Source organism: Carnobacterium alterfunditum DSM 5972 (assembly GCF_000744115.1).
In the GTDB taxonomy this organism is placed as follows: Bacteria; Bacillota; Bacilli; order Lactobacillales; family Carnobacteriaceae; genus Carnobacterium_B; species Carnobacterium_B alterfunditum.
This window is the reverse complement of the sequence record NZ_JQLG01000004.1, coordinates 2111463-2129254: the sequence shown is the minus strand read 5'-3', so window position 1 is coordinate 2129254 and position 17792 is coordinate 2111463. Positions and strand designations below refer to the sequence as shown.

At 35.1% G+C, this 17792-nt stretch carries 19 protein-coding genes; 3 read left to right on the top strand and 16 right to left on the bottom strand.

What is annotated here, in order from left to right; all coding sequences use genetic code 11:
- Window positions 1-21: 21 nt before the first annotated feature.
- Complete coding sequence (locus tag BR50_RS10500) at window positions 22-918, bottom strand: YitT family protein (RefSeq protein ID WP_034548503.1); 897 nt, start codon at window positions 916-918, stop codon at window positions 22-24.
- Window positions 919-1084: 166 nt separating this feature from the next.
- On the opposite strand from BR50_RS10500, the gene BR50_RS10495 reads away from it, so the two are divergent.
- Window positions 1085-1576 carry a YajQ family cyclic di-GMP-binding protein gene (locus tag BR50_RS10495; protein WP_034548502.1) on the top strand — a complete coding sequence of 164 codons (492 nt, stop codon included), beginning with the start codon at window positions 1085-1087 and terminating at the stop codon, window positions 1574-1576.
- Between the two features lie 58 nt (window positions 1577-1634).
- Here BR50_RS10495 and BR50_RS10490 read toward each other — a convergent pair whose 3' ends face one another.
- The 9 genes from BR50_RS10490 to BR50_RS10450 all read right to left on the bottom strand — a co-directional run bounded on the left by BR50_RS10490 (window position 1635) and on the right by BR50_RS10450 (window position 7193).
- Window positions 1635-2057, bottom strand: coding sequence for an OsmC family protein (locus BR50_RS10490; protein WP_034548501.1), 423 nt, complete (start codon window positions 2055-2057; stop codon window positions 1635-1637).
- Between the two features lie 46 nt (window positions 2058-2103).
- Complete coding sequence (locus BR50_RS10485) at window positions 2104-2535, bottom strand: hypothetical protein (protein WP_034548500.1); 432 nt, start codon at window positions 2533-2535, stop codon at window positions 2104-2106.
- A 137-nt stretch (window positions 2536-2672) separates the two neighbouring features.
- Window positions 2673-3020 (bottom strand): 50S ribosomal protein L19, encoded by a 348-nt coding sequence (gene rplS, locus BR50_RS10480; RefSeq protein WP_034548499.1) that lies wholly within the window; start codon window positions 3018-3020, stop codon window positions 2673-2675.
- A 189-nt stretch (window positions 3021-3209) separates the two neighbouring features.
- Window positions 3210-3944 carry a tRNA (guanosine(37)-N1)-methyltransferase TrmD gene (gene trmD / locus BR50_RS10475; protein WP_034548498.1) on the bottom strand — a complete coding sequence of 245 codons (735 nt, stop codon included), beginning with the start codon at window positions 3942-3944 and terminating at the stop codon, window positions 3210-3212.
- Window positions 3944-4459, bottom strand: a complete 516-nt coding sequence (gene rimM / locus BR50_RS10470; RefSeq protein WP_034548497.1) for a ribosome maturation factor RimM — start codon at window positions 4457-4459, stop codon at window positions 3944-3946. The genes trmD and rimM overlap by 1 nt, the downstream gene beginning before the upstream one ends.
- 290 nt (window positions 4460-4749) lie before the next feature.
- Entirely contained in the window at window positions 4750-4992 is a 243-nt protein-coding gene (locus tag BR50_RS10465) for a KH domain-containing protein (RefSeq protein ID WP_034549165.1), read from the bottom strand.
- Window positions 4993-5005: 13 nt separating this feature from the next.
- On the bottom strand, window positions 5006-5278 hold the full coding sequence (gene rpsP, locus BR50_RS10460; RefSeq protein WP_034548496.1) for a 30S ribosomal protein S16: 273 nt from the start codon (window positions 5276-5278) through the stop codon (window positions 5006-5008).
- A 125-nt stretch (window positions 5279-5403) separates the two neighbouring features.
- Window positions 5404-6831 (bottom strand): signal recognition particle protein, encoded by a 1428-nt coding sequence (gene ffh, locus BR50_RS10455; protein WP_034548495.1) that lies wholly within the window; start codon window positions 6829-6831, stop codon window positions 5404-5406.
- A gap of 17 nt (window positions 6832-6848) precedes the next feature.
- On the bottom strand, window positions 6849-7193 hold the full coding sequence (locus BR50_RS10450; RefSeq protein ID WP_034548494.1) for a putative DNA-binding protein: 345 nt from the start codon (window positions 7191-7193) through the stop codon (window positions 6849-6851).
- A 289-nt stretch (window positions 7194-7482) separates the two neighbouring features.
- Here BR50_RS10450 and BR50_RS10445 point away from each other — a divergent pair, with 289 nt between their 5' ends.
- Window positions 7483-8802 (top strand): ISL3 family transposase, encoded by a 1320-nt coding sequence (locus BR50_RS10445; RefSeq protein ID WP_034546213.1) that lies wholly within the window; start codon window positions 7483-7485, stop codon window positions 8800-8802.
- Between the two features lie 246 nt (window positions 8803-9048).
- A complete protein-coding gene (locus tag BR50_RS10440) occupies window positions 9049-10008 on the top strand; it encodes an IS30 family transposase (RefSeq protein ID WP_034545409.1) in 960 nt (319 codons plus the stop codon).
- 15 nt (window positions 10009-10023) lie between these two features.
- On the opposite strand, the gene ftsY is transcribed toward BR50_RS10440, so the two are convergent.
- From ftsY to plsX, 6 genes are all read right to left on the bottom strand, one after another.
- Window positions 10024-11022: a signal recognition particle-docking protein FtsY gene (gene ftsY / locus BR50_RS10435; RefSeq protein WP_034548493.1), complete on the bottom strand. Its 999-nt coding sequence runs from the start codon at window positions 11020-11022 to the stop codon at window positions 10024-10026.
- A 29-nt stretch (window positions 11023-11051) separates the two neighbouring features.
- Window positions 11052-11864 carry a sugar-phosphatase gene (gene yidA / locus BR50_RS10430; RefSeq protein ID WP_034548492.1) on the bottom strand — a complete coding sequence of 271 codons (813 nt, stop codon included), beginning with the start codon at window positions 11862-11864 and terminating at the stop codon, window positions 11052-11054.
- A gap of 83 nt (window positions 11865-11947) precedes the next feature.
- Window positions 11948-15520: a chromosome segregation protein SMC gene (smc, locus tag BR50_RS10425; protein ID WP_034548491.1), complete on the bottom strand. Its 3573-nt coding sequence runs from the start codon at window positions 15518-15520 to the stop codon at window positions 11948-11950.
- A 24-nt stretch (window positions 15521-15544) separates the two neighbouring features.
- Window positions 15545-16240: a ribonuclease III gene (gene rnc, locus BR50_RS10420; RefSeq protein WP_034548490.1), complete on the bottom strand. Its 696-nt coding sequence runs from the start codon at window positions 16238-16240 to the stop codon at window positions 15545-15547.
- A gap of 193 nt (window positions 16241-16433) precedes the next feature.
- The gene (gene acpP / locus BR50_RS10415) at window positions 16434-16676 is read right to left on the bottom strand and encodes an acyl carrier protein (RefSeq protein WP_034548489.1); all 243 of its coding nucleotides are present in this window, start codon (window positions 16674-16676) and stop codon (window positions 16434-16436) included.
- An 88-nt stretch (window positions 16677-16764) separates the two neighbouring features.
- A complete protein-coding gene (gene plsX, locus BR50_RS10410; protein WP_034548487.1) occupies window positions 16765-17784 on the bottom strand; it encodes a phosphate acyltransferase PlsX in 1020 nt (339 codons plus the stop codon).
- Window positions 17785-17792: the final 8 nt, after the last annotated feature.

The window sequence follows — 17792 nt, the reverse complement described above, 5'->3', positions numbered from 1 at the left end:
TATGTCCCAGCCTCACTTATATTATCTTTTTAGTTGAGATTCTTTTTGTCGATCAAAACTCCAAAATTCTCCTAGTACTTTATTTGTTTCCATAAAATTAACAAATGCTGAAGCATCTGCTTCTCTGACCGCTTGTTCTAATTCATACATTTCATAACGAGTAATGACCATCATTAGAACAGAACGATCCGTTTTTGAATAAGCACCTTTAGCAGGAATAATTGTAATTCCTCTTATTAATTTTTCGTGTATTTTCTTCACCAAAGCATCCGGTTCATTGGTTACAATCATAGCTGTCACTTTTTGATGACTGGTGTGTATTGTATCAATCATCTTAGTCATAACGTAAATCGATACCAAGGTATAAAGAGCATATTCCCAACCGTATAGTAAACCAGCCGATGAAACAATGAGTAAATTCATTGAAAATATCAATGTCCCGATCGATCTTCCTGTTGTTTTGGCCAATACCATTGAAATAATATCCATTCCACCAGTCGAAAAACCAAATTTCAAAGCAAATCCAATTCCTGCTCCACTAATGATGCCTCCAAACAGAGCATTCATCAAAGGATCATTCGTCAATGGATTTATCGGTAAAAGAATAGCAAAAAACGAAATCAAAACCGAAGTCATGAAACTGTATAATGTGAAATTTCTCCCTACTTTGAACCATCCAAGTAGCGCGATAGGTATGTTAAATACAAGTATCAATACACCCGTATCGATAATGATGCCTAAAGAACCATCTAAAATACCTGATATTAATTGCGAAACTCCATTAATCCCTGCAGCATAAATATTTGAGGGAATTAAAAAGTTATTCAAAGCAATTGCATTTGTAATCGCTGCAAAAAAAACGAAGAAGATTTTTTTGGCTTGTTCGATCCAAAAATTTGGTGTTTTTAATTGTGTCATTTTACAACTCCCTACTAACTTAATCAAACAAGGATAACAAGTTTTCCCTTATAAATAAAGAAAAACTCACTTTTCTTCATTACCCTCTCATTTGTATCCGTTTCCTTCTCCTGCACACGCCTTTGTGGTACAATTTAAGAGCACTATTTAGAAGGAGGAAACAATTATGGCAAAAGAAGCAAGTTTTGATATCGTTTCAGAAATGAATATGGAAGAGATAAAAAATTCTATACAGTTAGCAACAAAAGAAATTGCTAATCGTTTTGATTTTAAAGGATCCCTCAGCGAGATCAAATTAGAAAAAGAAAAATTAATTTTAGTTTCAGATGATGATTTTAAATTAGAGCAAGTAAAAGACGTTTTGTCTAATAAATTGGTCAAAAGAGGCGTTCCCACCAGAAACCTGCACTATTCTTCAACCGAAAAAGCTTTTGGCGGAAATGTGCGTCAATTCGCTGACTTGATTAGTGGGATCGACAAAGAACACGCAAAAACGATTACTCAACTCATTAAAAAATCGGGTATCAAAGTTAAAACACAAATACAAGACGATCAAATACGAGTGATTGGTAAAAACCGTGATGATTTGCAACAAGTCATTGCTTTATTGCGAGATGCTAATTTACCAATAGATCTTCAGTTTACAAATTATAGGTAATTTATTTGCAGTAAAAAGACCTTCAAAAATAATTTTGAAGGTCTTTTTGTCTTTTAGATTAAAACTCTCTAACAGCTTTTACTGACACTGTCTCACTTCCTGCTAATAATTTAGATACAGGACAACGATTCTCAGCTTCTTTCACGATTTTTTCATTTTCTTCAAAAGACAACCCGTCAATTTTTGCAAAAGCTTTTACGTTAAAGAAGTAGCCAATTCCATTTGGTTCACGCATAAAATCGACATGAGCTTCAACGCGGCTTGTATTTTCTTTTCCTCTTGCTTTTAATAAAGATTGAATCGTGGCATTTAAACAAGTACTCAAAGACAATCCAATCAATTCTTCAGGATTTGTGCCTTCATCGTCATTTAACGGACTAGAAAGTTTAACTTTTAGCCCACCATTTTTTACAAATGCTTGACCCTTTACACCCGTTTCATTAACCATTTCAGCATGAAATAAAGGCTTTTGATCTTTCATAAAACCCCTGCTTTCTTTTGGATATCTATCTGCCTGAATTCAAATTTTATTTTTTGGCCACAGCTTCTTCAATTTTTGGAAGAATACTTTTAGCAATCGTTGAGCCAACGATCATCATTTCATAAGCTGCTCTCACATCTTCTGTTGTACGAGAAAGAAGTCTCATATAAATTTCTCCGTCTCCTGCAAGACAAACACGGTAATATCCTGTTTTCATTTCATTTAATTCATTTAAAACGTCTAAAACTTGATGTTTTGCATCAAAATTTGTTACATAAGCTAGTTTATGGTAGACAATTTGAAAATCAATAATACCTTCTTCTTTATTGTCAAAAACAATCCCAAATGGTAAAGATTGACTATCATTCAGTTTAAATTTACCATTATACAGAATTTGTCCGTTTTTTATTTCTTTCTTAGCTAAAGGAACATTTTTTGCTTTTAATATGGCTTCAAAGTTTACTAATGCTTTATTCACTCTACAATACCCCACTTTTTTAAATTCTAATCGCTTTTTCATTTTCAATTATAACGTACTCTGTTTATAATTAACAGTGTATTTTAGAAAACAAAAAAAGTTCTAACCTAATTAGGTTAGAACTTAAAAAAAACATCTTAACGACGAATTTCTTTGATACGAGCTGCTTTTCCGTGTAATTCACGTAAGTAGTACAATTTAGCACGACGTACTTTACCAAAGCGAACAACTTCAATTTGAGCAACACGTGGTGAATGTAATGGGAATGTACGTTCAACGCCAATTCCATTAGAAATTTTACGAACTGTATAAGATTGGCTGATTCCAGCACCACGGCGTTTGATTACAACACCTTCAAATAATTGGATACGTTCTCTAGTACCTTCGACGATTTTAGCATGAACACGTACAGTATCTCCTGGACGGAAAGCTGGAATGTCTTCACGTAATTGGCCGTTAGTAATTGCTTCGATTAATTTACTCATAGTATTTTCTCCTTCCAACAAACATTCATGCATCGCAATATGGACACAGCGGAACATCGTTTAATGGCAGGTTCTACCCGCTCACCAAATAATATTACCATATGTTCTAATAGGTGTAAAGTAAATTCCCTTATTTTATAATTTTAAAATCACTTTATCTTTGTTCTTTTAGAATGTCTTATCAAAAGCTCAATTCTCTTGTTTTATTTCTTTTAAATATCTTTGCTGTTCTTCTGATAACTTTACTGTCTCAAGCATATCAGGACGTCTCTCAATTGTACGTCTGATTGATTCTTTATCTTGCCACTCTTTTATTTTTTTATGATTGCCGCTAATTAGTACATCCGGAACTTTCATCCCACGAAACTCAGCAGGCCTGGTGTATTGTGGCTGTTCTAAAAGACCCGTAGAATGAGAATCTGTTTTAGCCGATTGATCATTCCCTAAAACTTCAGGTAGTAAACGAACAGTTGCATCGATTATCACCATAGCGCCTAATTCTCCACCGGTTAAAACATAATCACCTAAAGAAATTTCATCTGTTACCAGAGTCCGAATACGTTCGTCATAGCCTTCATAATGGCCGCAAATAAACACTAAGTGCTCTTCATCTGCTAATTCTTCTGCTACGGATTGAGTAAACGGAATACCTGCCGGATCCAATAAAATTACACGTTTTTTTGTATCTGGATTTTTTTCTTTTACGGCATCTAGTGCAGCAAAAATAGGCTGTGCTTTTAACAACATTCCTGCACCGCCGCCATACGGATAATCATCTACATTTTGGTGTTTATTATCTGTGTAGTCTCTAAAATTCATCACATTCACTTGAAGTAAATCTTTTTCAATAGCTTTTCCAATAATGGACTCGGTCAATGGCCCTTGGAACATTCTTGGGAATAAGGTCAAAACATCAATTTTCATTAATCATCTAGCCCTTCCATCACATGAATAGTGACTAGCTGCTCTTCTAAATCTACCTCTAATACTATATCTTCAATGTATGGAATCAGCAAATCCTTCTTTTTAGGTCGCTCAATTACCCATACATCATTAGCACCTGGTGACATTACTTCGCTGATTTTTCCGATTACATTTTTCTCTTCATCTTGGACGGTCAGCCCAATAATTTGGTGTAAATAAAATTCATTTTTAGGTAAATCAGTTAATCGCTCTTCACTAACTTTCAACATGCAATCACGGTATTTTTCTACATCATTGATGTTAGGATGGTTTTCAAAAGAAATAATATCAAAGTTCTTCTGTTTGCGGTGACTTGCAACCGTTAATTCAGTTACTTTTTTTCCGTCTTTAAATAAAGATAATGTCGACCCTTTTTTATACCGTTCTTCTGGAAAATCTGTTTTTGAAATAACACGGACCTCACCTTTTATTCCTTGTGTGTTAACAATTTTTCCTACATTGTACATTTTCATCATTTCGTTCCCTCATTTACAATTAGTTTTTCTTTTTAACTCTATTGGTTATTTAACAAATAGTATTGGTGTTTCAAAAGAGATTTTTAATAGAACGATTGTTTTTATATAGAGTCATAGTACCGTTCAAAGTTTAGTGTCCTTTATTCTTCCAAAAGTTCCAAGCAATTGATCGAATTGATTGCTTAGAACTGGAAATTATAGACTTGCTCTATTCAATTAGCATTTTTGATAAAATTTTTAATAAAAAAAGAAACCATCTCTTATTGAAGAAATGATTTCTTTTTCAGAATTTAGCTATTTACAATTGTTAATCTTACACGCTTAAGTCCAAGAACTCTCACACTGTAAACAATTGTACGGATAGCTTTAGCTACGCGACCTTTTTTTCCAATTACTCGCCCTACATCATCAGGATGAACTGATAATTGATATTCTAAAAACTCTTCAGTTTCTACTAAATCAATCATCAACTCATCAGGATGACTTACAAGAGGACTCACAACTGTAAGAATTAATTCTTTTATGTCAGCCATAGAAAACATCCTTTTATTTACTGTTTTTTGATTCATGGAATTTTTTCATAATGCCTTCTTTTGAAAGGATGTTACGAATTGTATCAGAAGGTTGAGCACCATTAGCTAACCATTTTAATACTGATTCTTCGTCCACTTTTACTTCTGCTGGATTAACAACTGGATTGTATGTTCCTACAGTTTCGATGAAACGTCCATCACGTGGAGAACGTGAATCTGCAACTACGATACGGTAAAATGGATTTCTTTTAGATCCCATGCGTTTTAAACGAATTTTTACTGCCATATTTCTTACACCTCCATTAACTATCTCACAACAATTAGTTTACCAGTTTATTTATAGCTTGTAAAGTGTTTTTTCTTTACAGCATGTTTTTTTTTTATAAATCACCAGTTTACTATTTTGAAATATTATTTACGACTTTTTTTATTTTTTTTCTTCATTTTTTTCTTGTTTTTACGGACCATAGAATTCATTGCTATTTTCCCAAGTTTGCCTTTTGCACCTTGTCCAAATAGATTTTCCATGCCATTCATATTTCCTTTAGACATTTGGCCCATCATTTTTTTAGATTCATTGAATTGTTTGATCAATCGATTGACTTCAGCTATTGGACGAGCAGATCCTCGAGCAATTCTGCGGCGTCTGCTTTGAGATAAAAGATCTGGATTTTCTCTCTCTTTAGGTGTCATAGATAAGACAATAGCTTTCATACGGGCAGTATCTTTTGGATCGATTTGAAGTTTATCCAACCCAGGAACATTGCTCATGCCTGGAATCATTTTTAAAATATCTTCCATCGGTCCCATATTGCTGACTTGATCCATTTGTTCAATAAAATCATTGAAGTCAAAAGTATTTTCCCGTAATTTTGTCATCATTTCTTCTGATTTTTTTTCATCAAAGTCTTCTTGAGCCTTTTCAATCAGAGTCAACATATCTCCCATACCTAAAATACGGTTAGCCATACGGTCTGGATAGAATGGTTCTAAAGCATCTAATTTTTCCCCAGATCCTGTAAATTTGATTGGTTTACCAGTAACTGCACGAATAGAAAGTGCAGCCCCACCACGAGTATCGCCATCTAATTTCGTTAAGATAACACCCGAGATATCTAATTGTTCGTTAAAAGAAGAGGCAACATTTGCAGCTTCTTGTCCAGTCATAGCATCTACAACTAAAAAGATTTCTGTTGGCTGTGTTGTTTCTTTAATATCACTTAATTCTTGCATCAATGTTTCATCAATTTGTAAACGTCCAGCAGTATCGATCAGCACAAAATCTAAATGTTCTGCTTTGGCTTTTTCGATCCCTTGTCTTGCAATTTCAACAGGACTTACTTGATCTCCCATAGAGAAAACCGGTATATCTAACTGTTTACCAATCGTTTCCAATTGTTGGATAGCCGCTGGACGATAGATATCTGCTGCTATCAATAAAGAACGTTTGTTTTGATTTTTACGTAAGTAGCTAGCTAATTTACCAGCTGTAGTCGTTTTACCTGCTCCTTGAAGCCCAACCATCATGACAACGGTTGGTGCTTTTGCCGCTGTTTGGATCGTCGCTTGTTCCCCACCCATTAAATCAGTTAATTCTTCACTAACAATTTTAATGATTTGCTGTCCAGGAGAAAGGCTATCTAATACTTCTGCACCAACTGCACGTGCACTAACCGTTTTCAAAAAGTCTTTAACAACTTTGAAGTTAACGTCTGCTTCTAGTAAAGCTAGTCGCACTTCTCTCATCATTTCTTTTACATCAGCTTCTGTTACTTTCCCTTTACGACGCATTTTCGTCATCGCATTTTGGAGACGCTCCGTTAAACCTTCAAATGCCATTTTACTTCACCATTCCTTTATTTCTCATCTCTATCTCTTTTTAATAACTGGATAAACTGTTCTAATGACTCATCTTTTGGATAATGACTTTTAATGTAACTCGACATATCTTCTACAACTGCCTTTGTTGCGTTGAAATCTTCTAATAAATGCAATTTCCGTTCATATTCTATTAAACTATTTTCAGTTCGCTTTATGTTATCATAAATTGCTTGACGACTAACTTCAAATTCTTCTGCAATTTCACCTAAAGAAAAATCATCTGCATAGTACAATTGCATGTAGCTTTTTTGTTTCTCTGTCAATAAGGAGCCATAGAAATCGAATAAGGCGTTCATTTGATTTGTTTTTTCAATTTCCAATTTAACCCTTCTTTCTTCGCTTTACAACTGTCAAGGAAAACACGTTTACATACTTTAATAGCGTACCCATTTTTACCCAAATAGTCAATAGTTTGTCTTGTTTTTACAAACATTTTCTAACTATTTACTCTTGTTGGCTGCTTTTTTTACGATCTGATCAAAAAGGCTGTATAATTTTTGGTGTGGATGAAGAAATTCATTCGCACCTATTTTTTTATAAAAAAATAGAAACAAATGAATTTTCCAGTTAGAATAAAGTCACGACAACCCACTAGAAAGGAAAATTCATATGTCTCATAATAATTGTATCCGAACTGCACTTGATTTAAAAGATAAAAATATCTTTTTTGATGAAAAATTTTGCGAGGAGAAACGAATCAAAGGGTTCAGATCAAAAGTTTTCTATGCCACTTTAACGTACAAACCCACTCACTGTGAGTGTTGTGGGATGAAGAACCACGCCTACTCTATTGTAAAGAATGGGTATTTAACCTCTAGGGTTAAATGGGTCAGTTCGACTCATTATGCAACGTCTATTCGATTAAAGAAGCAGCGGTTTCTTTGTAGAGCATGCGGTGTTACCTTTGTTGCACGTTCTCCTGAAATTGAAGAAGGTTGCTTCATCGCTAAACGGGTCAAACAGTCTATCGCGGTTGAATTAGCCGACACTATTTCTATAAAAGACCTGTCTAAACGGCATTTTGTTTCTCCTACCACTGTAGACAGAGTCTTGAAACAACTCAATCAGTCTGTTAAAAATACCTTCAAATCCTTGCCGCAACACCTCTCTTTCGATGAATTTCAATCCGTTAAAAACGTCGAAGGAAAAATGAGCTTTATTTATTCGAATGCAGACACACATGAACCAATCGATATCTTGCCAACTCGGCTGCTACTAGCTTTACGCCGTCACTTTCTTCGCTATCCCTATAAGACGAGGATGAACGTAAAAACGATTGTCGTAGACATGAACGCGGCCTACTTTACATTAGTTAAAGATCTCTTTCCTAATGCTAAAGTGATCATTGACCGTTTCCATATCGTTCAGTTGATATCACGCTCGTTGAATCAAACCAGAGTTCAAACAATGAAACAATTCCATACCTCTAATTCAGAAGATTTAAAGAATTACAGAAAATTTAAAAGGTACTGGCAACTCCTGTTAAAGGATTCAGACGACTTAAATTTTAAGGATTACCGCTATCAACGACTCTTTAAAAAACCTTTACCGAATACAGAAATCATCGACTACCTACTTACGCTCGACGAGACTCTTAAAGCGACGTATGATTTGTATCAAAATCTTCTTTATTATTCTAAAAAAAATGACTATAAAGGGTTTAAAAACCTTGTACTTAAGGCTTCTCCTAAAGAGTTATCTCCTTTTATGCAGACTGCCCTTAAAACCCTGCGTAAACACTTGCCTAGGATAAAACATACTTTTATGTATCCCTATTCTAACGGTGCTTTAGAAGGGTCAATCAATAAAATAAAAGTCATCAAACGGGTTGCTTATGGTTATCGGAATTTTCAGAACTTTAGATGTCGTATTTTGATTAGTTTTAAAGCAAAAAAAAGCAGCGCGAGAAGATTCTCTCACGCTGCTTAAACAAGACGTTATTTCCAACTAAATTTAGCTCATCCACACCATTTGACGTAGAGCCATCAAAAACTTCTGTAACTGATAGTAAAAAAATAAACTCCTTTAAATTGAGTTGATTGCTCAACCATTAAAGGAGTTCTTGGCTATTTTTTATAAAACGTCGATTGTAAGATTAAGCTATACAAATAAAAAAGCCATTCGTGATACACTCTAATTGTATTTCCAACCACAGAAAACAAGGAGTGATCACGAATGACCTATACCCATATTACCATGGATGAACTAGTGATGATAGAAGCTTATTACCACCAAGGTGTTCCAGTTGCTAAAATAGCTACTTACTTGAATCGTACTCGTACACCGATTAATAATGTTATCAGGTTCTTCAAAGCAGGACACACAGCTTTCGACCATTACCTACGGTATAAAAAAAACAAGAAACAGTGTGGACGCAAAAAAATTGATTTACCAAAAGAACAACAGCTTTATATCAAGGGAAAAGTAGCTGAGGGCTGGACGCCGGATGTCATTATTGGCCGTAAAGAAATGACAATAGACTGTTCCGTACGAACACTTTATAGGCAGTTTAAAGAAAGAATATTCGATGAAGTTACACTCCCGATGAAAGGGAAAAGAAAACCTAACGGACATCAAGAACGTAGAGGTAGACAAGCTTATAAACGAAATATCTCTGAAAGAATAATAGACTATCCCACATTTAAAGAAGAGTTTGGTCATATCGAAGGAGATACCATTGTAGGTGTTCACCACAAAAGTGCGGTTATTACTCTAGTAGAGATTTTATCAAAAGCTATCATTACCTTAAAGCCCAAAGGGCGTAAAGCCTGCGACATTGAGAATGCCATGAATCAATGGTTCCAAGCCATACCAAAAAATTTATTCAAATCCATTACGTTTGATTGCGGAAAGGAGTTTTCCAACTGGAAATCTTTGTGCAACCAACATGATGTCGCTATTTACTTCGCTGATCCTGGAACGCCTTCACAACGAGCTTTAAATGAGAATTCTAATGGACTTCTTCGAAAAGATGGATTGCCAAAAAAAATGGATTTCAACGAAGTTGACCAGACTTTCGTATCATCTGTTGCACACAAACGAAATAACATTCCAAGGAAGTCACTAAATTACCAAACACCGTTGGAAGTTTTTATGAGTTATATGGATGAAGATAGTTTGTATAGCTTAATTTGACAAATCAGAAAATTATTAAATTGAGTGTTGGATCAGTTCGCTGAACAATCCGTAGATGTATTCATTTGGATCAAATAGTTGCAGATCATCCATACTTTCACCTAATCCAACAAATTTCACAGGAATATCTAACTCTTTACGAATGGCTAAAACAATTCCACCTTTAGCTGTACCATCTAATTTGGTCAACACAATACCCGTTACATCAGTCGCTTTTTTAAATTCTTTTGCTTGATTCATTGCGTTTTGTCCTGTTGTTGCATCTAGCACTAGCAATACTTCATGCGGTCCACCTGGTATTTCACGTTCTATGATCCGTTTCATTTTTTCTAACTCGTTCATTAAATTCACTTTATTTTGTAATCGTCCTGCGGTATCTACGAATAATATATCCGCTTCTTGTTGCTTGGCCTCTTTTATAGCATCAAACACTACAGCTGCTGGATCGCCCCCAGCTTTACCGCTGACTACTTCTGCTCCAACACGTTCACCCCAAACATGTAACTGCTCGATTGCACCCGCTCTAAACGTATCTCCAGCTGCTAACATGACTTTTTTTCCTTCTTGTTTATAAAGATGAGCCATCTTACCAATTGTTGTTGTTTTGCCTACGCCATTTACGCCAACCAGTAAAATCACGGTTAACCCTTCAGCATTTAGGTTGATTTCAGGTTTATCTGTGTTGCCTTTTTCATAGATCTCAACCATTTTTTCAATGATTACTTGCTGAACTTCATTCGAGGCTTTTGCATTTTTTAATTTAACTTCTTGACGTAGGGCATCAGTGATCTCCATTGTTGATTCAAAACCAACATCCGCTCCAATCAAAACTTCCTCAAGCTCATCAAAAAAGTCTTCATCAACTGTTCTGAAATTAGCAAACAGTTCATTCATGCGTTGAGAAAATGTTTTTCGTGTTTTTTCAAGACCCTTCTCATATTTTTCAGTTACTTCAGTGGTCTCTAACTTTTCTTCGCCTGTAAAAGCTTTCTTTATTTTATCAAATAATCCCATTTCACACCCTCTTCTCTCAGAATTTCAGCTTATTGATTAAGCACAAACTTATGAATGGCGTATGCTACACCATGCTCTTCATTTGTTTTGGTGATGTACTGAGCCATTGCCTTGATCTCGTTTGTAGCATTTCCCATAGCTACTCCCATGCCTGCATATTCGATCATTGCTGCATCATTGGCCTCATCCCCTAAGGACATTACTTCTGAAGCTTCAAAGCCCAATAAATCGGCTAAAACAGCTATACCTGTACCTTTATCTACATTTTTAGGCATTAATTCTAATAATATCGGTCTTGATTTCATAATAGTATATTTTTCAAAAAAATAAGCTGGAATATTTTTAATTGCTTCGTCTAATAAAATTTGGCTATAACAAAAGACCGTTTTATTGATTGCAATGTCTCCAGACATTTCCTCCATTATTATTGGAACATACGGTAATGCTGTCATCACTGTAGGATAAAGTGAGTCACGTCCCTCAGGATAGGGTGGTTCATAAATGTTTTCTAAATCAATAAAATTACAAGGAACATTGATTTTCTTGCTTAATTCAAAAATTTCTTCTGTCTCAACTTTTGTCAGTGTTGTTTTAGATAACACGTCACCAGTATCCGTACGTTGTACTAGGCCACCATTATACGTAATGCCATAATCTCCAGACTCTCTTAAGTTTAACTCTTCTAGATAAGAGATCATTCCTAGTAAAGGCCTCCCTGTACAAAGGACAACTTTAACGCCTTGTTCTTTTGCTTTTTTAATTGCTTCTTTATTCTCATTTGATATAATATGTTCCCCATTTAGTAATGTTCCATCTAAATCAATTGCAACTAATTTAATCATACTTTGGCTCCATTCTTTTTGGTAGTTCGTTTAAAAGGGTGGAAACATCGACACCTATCGATCTTTCCACCCTTTCTACTTTTCTAGGTTATTCCAACATGAACATCCGCTGCTTCTTCTAAACGAACAGACACCACTTTAGAAACACCTGATTCTTGCATCGTAATGCCATAAAGCACATTTGCTTCTTCCATCGTTCCTTTACGGTGGGTAATGACAATAAATTGAGTATCACCATCAAATTGCTTTAAATAACGCCCAAATCTGGTAACATTCGCTTCATCAAGTGCTGCTTCCACTTCATCTAAGATACAAAATGGTACAGGACGGACTTGTATGATCGAAAACATTAAAGCAATTGCTGTAAATGCTCGTTCTCCCCCCGATAACAAACTTAGTTGTTGCAGTTTTTTCCCTGGAGGCTGAGCAATGATCTCAATACCTGTTGTTAACAAATTTTCAGGATCTGTTAAGCGCAATTCAGCAGAACCTCCGCCAAACATTTTCGGAAAGACTTCAGAGAATTTCATGCTAATATCTTCAAACACCTCTGAAAATCGAATCTTAACTTCCTCGTCCATCTCATTCATCGTAGTATATAAACTGATTTTTGCTTCTAATAAATCTTCGCGTTGCTCAATAAGAAAAGAGTAGCGATCATCGACCCGTTCAAACTCTTCAATTGCACCAATATTGACAGCACCCAATTCTTCAATACTCTGTTTCAAAAGTTTCACTTCACGTGTCGCCTCTTCAACAGAAACCTCTAGTGATTGGCTCATTTTTGCAGCTTCAAAGGTTAAACCATACTCCTCGCTTAAGTAATCTAAGCGATTTTCAATAGCTACATCTGTCCGATTCATCGCTACTTCAGATTTCGCCTTATCTTCCAATAGATAGTGCTTTTGATTATTTATTTTAGTAGTCAATTGTTCTATCTCACTCAATTTGACTTCTAACATATTCTTTTCACTTTTTATTTTTGATAGGTGACTTTCTAACGCAAGTTTTGCTTCGCTTAGTTGGGCTAATTTATCGCCCAATTCTTGCTTAGTCATTTGGTGAGTACCCTCAGAGCGAGATATCTGCTCCATTCGATTCGCAAGTGACACATTCTCTTTAGCTTGATTCTCTAGTTGACTAGACACTGTTTTTTGTTCTTTTTTCATTCCAACTAGCTGCTCTTTTATAGCAGCTAATTTGGTTCGCAAATTTTGTTGCTTTTCGTTGATCAAAGCATGATTTTTTTCTCGCTCTTCATTTTGAGAAGAAGCTAGTAGAATCTGGTGGTTGATTTGATCCATTTTAATTTTATTTGTTTGTAAAGCTTTCACCAAATTCATTTTTTTCAATTCATAAGATTCAGCTTCTTCTTTGGCTTCTTGACATTCGTATTGAACAGCTTTTAATTCTCTGGTAAAGCGCAGCTGTTTTTCTTTTAATGTTTCAGATTGATTTTTTAATTCTTGTTCTCTTAACCGCTGTTTTTCACCGATTTCGCGTAACTCGTTTAAACTTAGTTCTGCTTTTTTGATTGCTTGTTTCATCGTACGAACTTCTATTTCTTTTTTTGCTAAAGTTTCTTCCATTTGTTCTATCTGCTTCGTTAAACTTGTTAATTCATTTTTACGAGCAAACAAACTTCCTTGATTGCCAGATTTGCTTGCTCCTCCAGTCATTGAACCCCCAGCGTTCATAACGTCTCCTTCAAGAGTCACAACACGGTATTTAAACTGTACTTCACGAGCGATAGTATTAGCAGATGCTAAGTCTTTAGCTACGATCGTTGTTCCTAAAAGATTTTGAATGACCGTTGCAACCGATTCAGGGTAAGCAATCAGTTGGCTGGCAATACCTAAAAACCCTTCACAGCTACGTGCTTTGTTTTCTATAGATATTGGCAATTGACGAGCTTTTATAGTTGTTAAAGGTAAAAACGTTGCTCTACCGATTCGCTTTTGTTTCAAATATTGAATTCCTTTGCGACCGCTTTGTTCATCTTGAACGATAATATTTTGACTTGCTGCACCGAGTGCAATATCAATAGCAAGTTCAGCTTGCTTGGGTACTTCAATCAATTCAGCAACTGCACCGATGATACCGCCAATTTTTTGTTTTCGTTTCAAAATTTCTTTAACACCTTGGTAAAAGCCTGCATAATCTTCATTCAATTCTTTTAAACTTTCTTTTTTGGCTTTGGCTTGCTGTAGTACCTTTAGGGCATCATACATGCGTGATTCATTGTTTTCTAACTCTTGTCTTTTCAGTTGGTTGCTCGCTTGTTTTTCTTGATAAAGCAATAATTTTTGAGCAACCTCTTGTTGCGCATCAGTCAACTCTTGAATGATCCGTTCAAAATCTAAAGTTATGGTTGCTATACTTTCTTTAAGTTCTGAAACTGATACATCCGATTTCAAGCTTTTTTGCGCTACTTGATAAGAACTACGCTCAAGGTAACTCTGTTCATTTCTTAAACTAGTTTGTTTTTGCATTTGTTCAATATATTCATCTCGTAAATTCTCTATTGTTTCTTTTGAATTTCCCGAAAGAGATAAAGCTTCTTTTTCCGCAGCTGAAAAATCAATCTTCAACTGTTTTTCTTGCTCGATTTTCAGTTCAAGTTCTTCATTGATCGTTTCTAATTGTTGCTCCAATCGACTGATTGCTTGATTTGATTGCTCTTTAGAGGCTTCAAGTTGTTGTAAATTTTCAGTTGTATATTTATTACGCTCAGATAAAACATTTTTTTGGCCCTCTGTCTGCTCAAATAATTGAATAGCTTGGACTAATTTTTGCTGATTTTCTTCTATTTCTTCAGTTAATTTCACTTTTTTTTCGCGTTTAATTTCCAGCTGATTCTCACACTCTAACAAACTTTGTTTCTTTTCAGTTAATTGCTTTTCAAAAGAAATCATTCTCTTTTTGCTTTCATCCCAATTGATTTTTAACTGCTCAATTTCAACGACCATTAGAGCAATGTCCATTTCAGTCAGTTGTTCTTTGTATGCTAAAAAATCTCTTGCTATACTGCTTTGTTCTCTTAGTGGTTCAACTAGTCCTTCTAGTTCATAGACAATATCTTGAACACGATTTAAATTTTCTTCAGTTTCAGTTAATTTTTGTTCAGCTTTTTTTTTGCGTATTTTGTACTTTAAAACACCTGCTGCTTCTTCAAAAATAGACCGTCTCTCTTCTGGCTTGCTGTTGAAAATACTTTCCACTTTTCCTTGTGAAATTATTGAAAAAGATTCTTTTCCTAATCCAGAATCCATAAATAGGTCCACAATGTCTTTCAAGCGACAAGCTTGTTTATTCAGATAAAATTCACTCTCACCATTTCGATGTAATCGTCTGGTGACACTTATTTCGCTAAATTCTAACGGTAAAAACTGATCTTCATTTTCTAGTATCAATGTGACTTCAGCTAGGTTGACCGGCTTTCTTGTATCAGATCCTGAAAAGATGATATCATTCATTTTTCCGCCACGTAAATTTTTTGCTGATTGTTCGCCTAAAACCCAGCGAATAGCTTCTGTTATATTGCTTTTCCCACTTCCATTAGGACCAACAACAGCAGTTACACCATCATGAAACTCAATTGTCGTTTTATCTGCAAACGATTTGAAACCAGCGATGTCTATTCTTTTTAATTGCACAACTACTGGCTCCTTTCCCCTGTACTATTTTTCTAATAAAGCAAGTAATGCATTTTCAGCTGCTACTTGTTCAGCAGCTTTTTTTGTTGTCCCTTGACCTTGTCCCAGGCTTTGTCCTTCAGCAAGTACTTCTACTACGAATGCTTTTTGATGTGCTGGTCCTATCTCATCGACCAATTGATACTCGATTCCAATTTCACCTTTTTGTTGTAAAAACTCTTGTAAGTTTGTTTTATGATCCATCACATGTGAGAAAGCACCGGAATTGATTTTCGGAAAGATCGTTTGTTCAAGAAAAAATAATACACTGTCTATTCCTTGATCTAAATATAACGCTCCAATAAAAGATTCAAATAGATCACAAAGCAATGCTGGACGTTTTCGTCCATTCATACGCTCTTCGCCTTTACCTAAACGGATAAATTGATCGAATTCGTATTCTTTTGCAAATTGACTCAAACTCACTTCACAAACAATAGTCGCTCTCAATCGTGTTAATTTCCCTTCAGGTACATCAGGATACAATTCATATAAGAATCTTGATACGGTCAGTTCTAAGACAGCATCTCCTAAAAATTCAATTCTTTCATTATCTTTCAATTTAAGGTTCCTGTGCTCATTCACATATGATGAATGGGTGAATGCTTCTTCTAAATAAGAAAGGTCATGAAAAACCAAACTAAATTTAGTTTTTAAATGTGTTAAAAATACTTCGTCCATTATATTCTCCCTTTCTGTTAAAATTTATCCATGCTCTACCATTATACCGCTTTTACTGATAAAAATAAACCATTTCTAGTTTGGCCCCACTAACTAACATGTCAGTCCCTCTCGAAAATTAAAGGCATTTCTTTTCCAAAAAAAAAAAGAGTCACTAACTTATGAATAAGCTCAGTGACTCTGAATAAATAGTTTAATTTTTGTGCTCTTCGATATGCGTTACTGCATCTCCAACTGTTTTGATGCGTTCAGCATCTTCATCAGATATTTCTGTCCCAAAAACATCTTCTAATTCCATAACTAATTCTACGACATCAAGAGAATCAGCACCTAAATCTTCTTTAAAAGTAAGCTCTTTGGTAACTTTTTCTTCGTCAATACCGAATCTTTCAACGATGATTTTTTTTATTTTTTCGAAAGTTTCATTAGTAGACAATATATACACCTCCGTATTCGACTTTTTATACTCAAAACTAATTTACATCACTCAATTTATTTTAACGATAATTATAACTATTGTCCAACTATTTTTTAAGTATAGCTGACGCTTCTTTTTCTTCAAAATGGTGAACTAAGTCATCAATAACATGAGAATCTAACATTTCATGAATTTGTCTGATCGTGTAATAGACCGCTTCTTTCTCAGTTGATCCATGCGTTTTGATAACTGGTGCTTTAACTCCAAATAGTACTGCTCCACCATGTTTAGAATAATCTAAAACATCTTTCATACTAGAAAAACTATCTTTCAATAATAATCCACCTAATTTAGCTTTTACACCATTTTCATACACAGCATTTTTAATTAGTTTCATCATAGATAGCGCAGTACCTTCAATTGTTTTTAATACTGCATTTCCAGTATAACCATCTGTAACCACTACATCTGCTATACCACTCAACAACTCACGCGCTTCTACGTTTCCAACGAAATTAATATCGGTATTATTTGCTAGCAGTTGATAAGCTCTCTTAGTTACATCGTTTCCTTTATTTTCTTCGGTCCCGTTGTTTAATAAACCAACTTTCGGATTTTTTACTCCTCTAACAAATTGAGCATAATAGCTGCCTAATGTTGCGTATTGGTTAATATTTTCTGGTTTAGTATCTGCATTTGCACCGACATCCATTAAATTGAAAGTTTCATTTTCATTCCCAATGACAGGTAGTGTCACTAATAAACCTGGTCGGTCGATTCCTTTGATCCGTCCAATGATCAATAGCCCAGCTGTCAACAATGCACCGGTATTTCCCGCAGAAAATAACGCATCAGCTTTTTTGTCTTTAACAGCTTGAGCTGCTAGTACCATTGAGGCATTCTTTTTACGGCGGACAGCGCGAACGGGGTCATCTTCACTCATAATTTTTTCATCTGTATGAACAATGGTAATATTTGTTTCATCTGTTAAGTATTTCCTGATAGCTTCTTCTTTTCCATAAAGAATAAATTCAATATCCTGATATTCTTTAACTGCCATCATGATACCTTCTACAATTGCTTGTGGAGCGTTATCTCCACCCATAGCATCTACTGCAATTTTCAAATCATTTG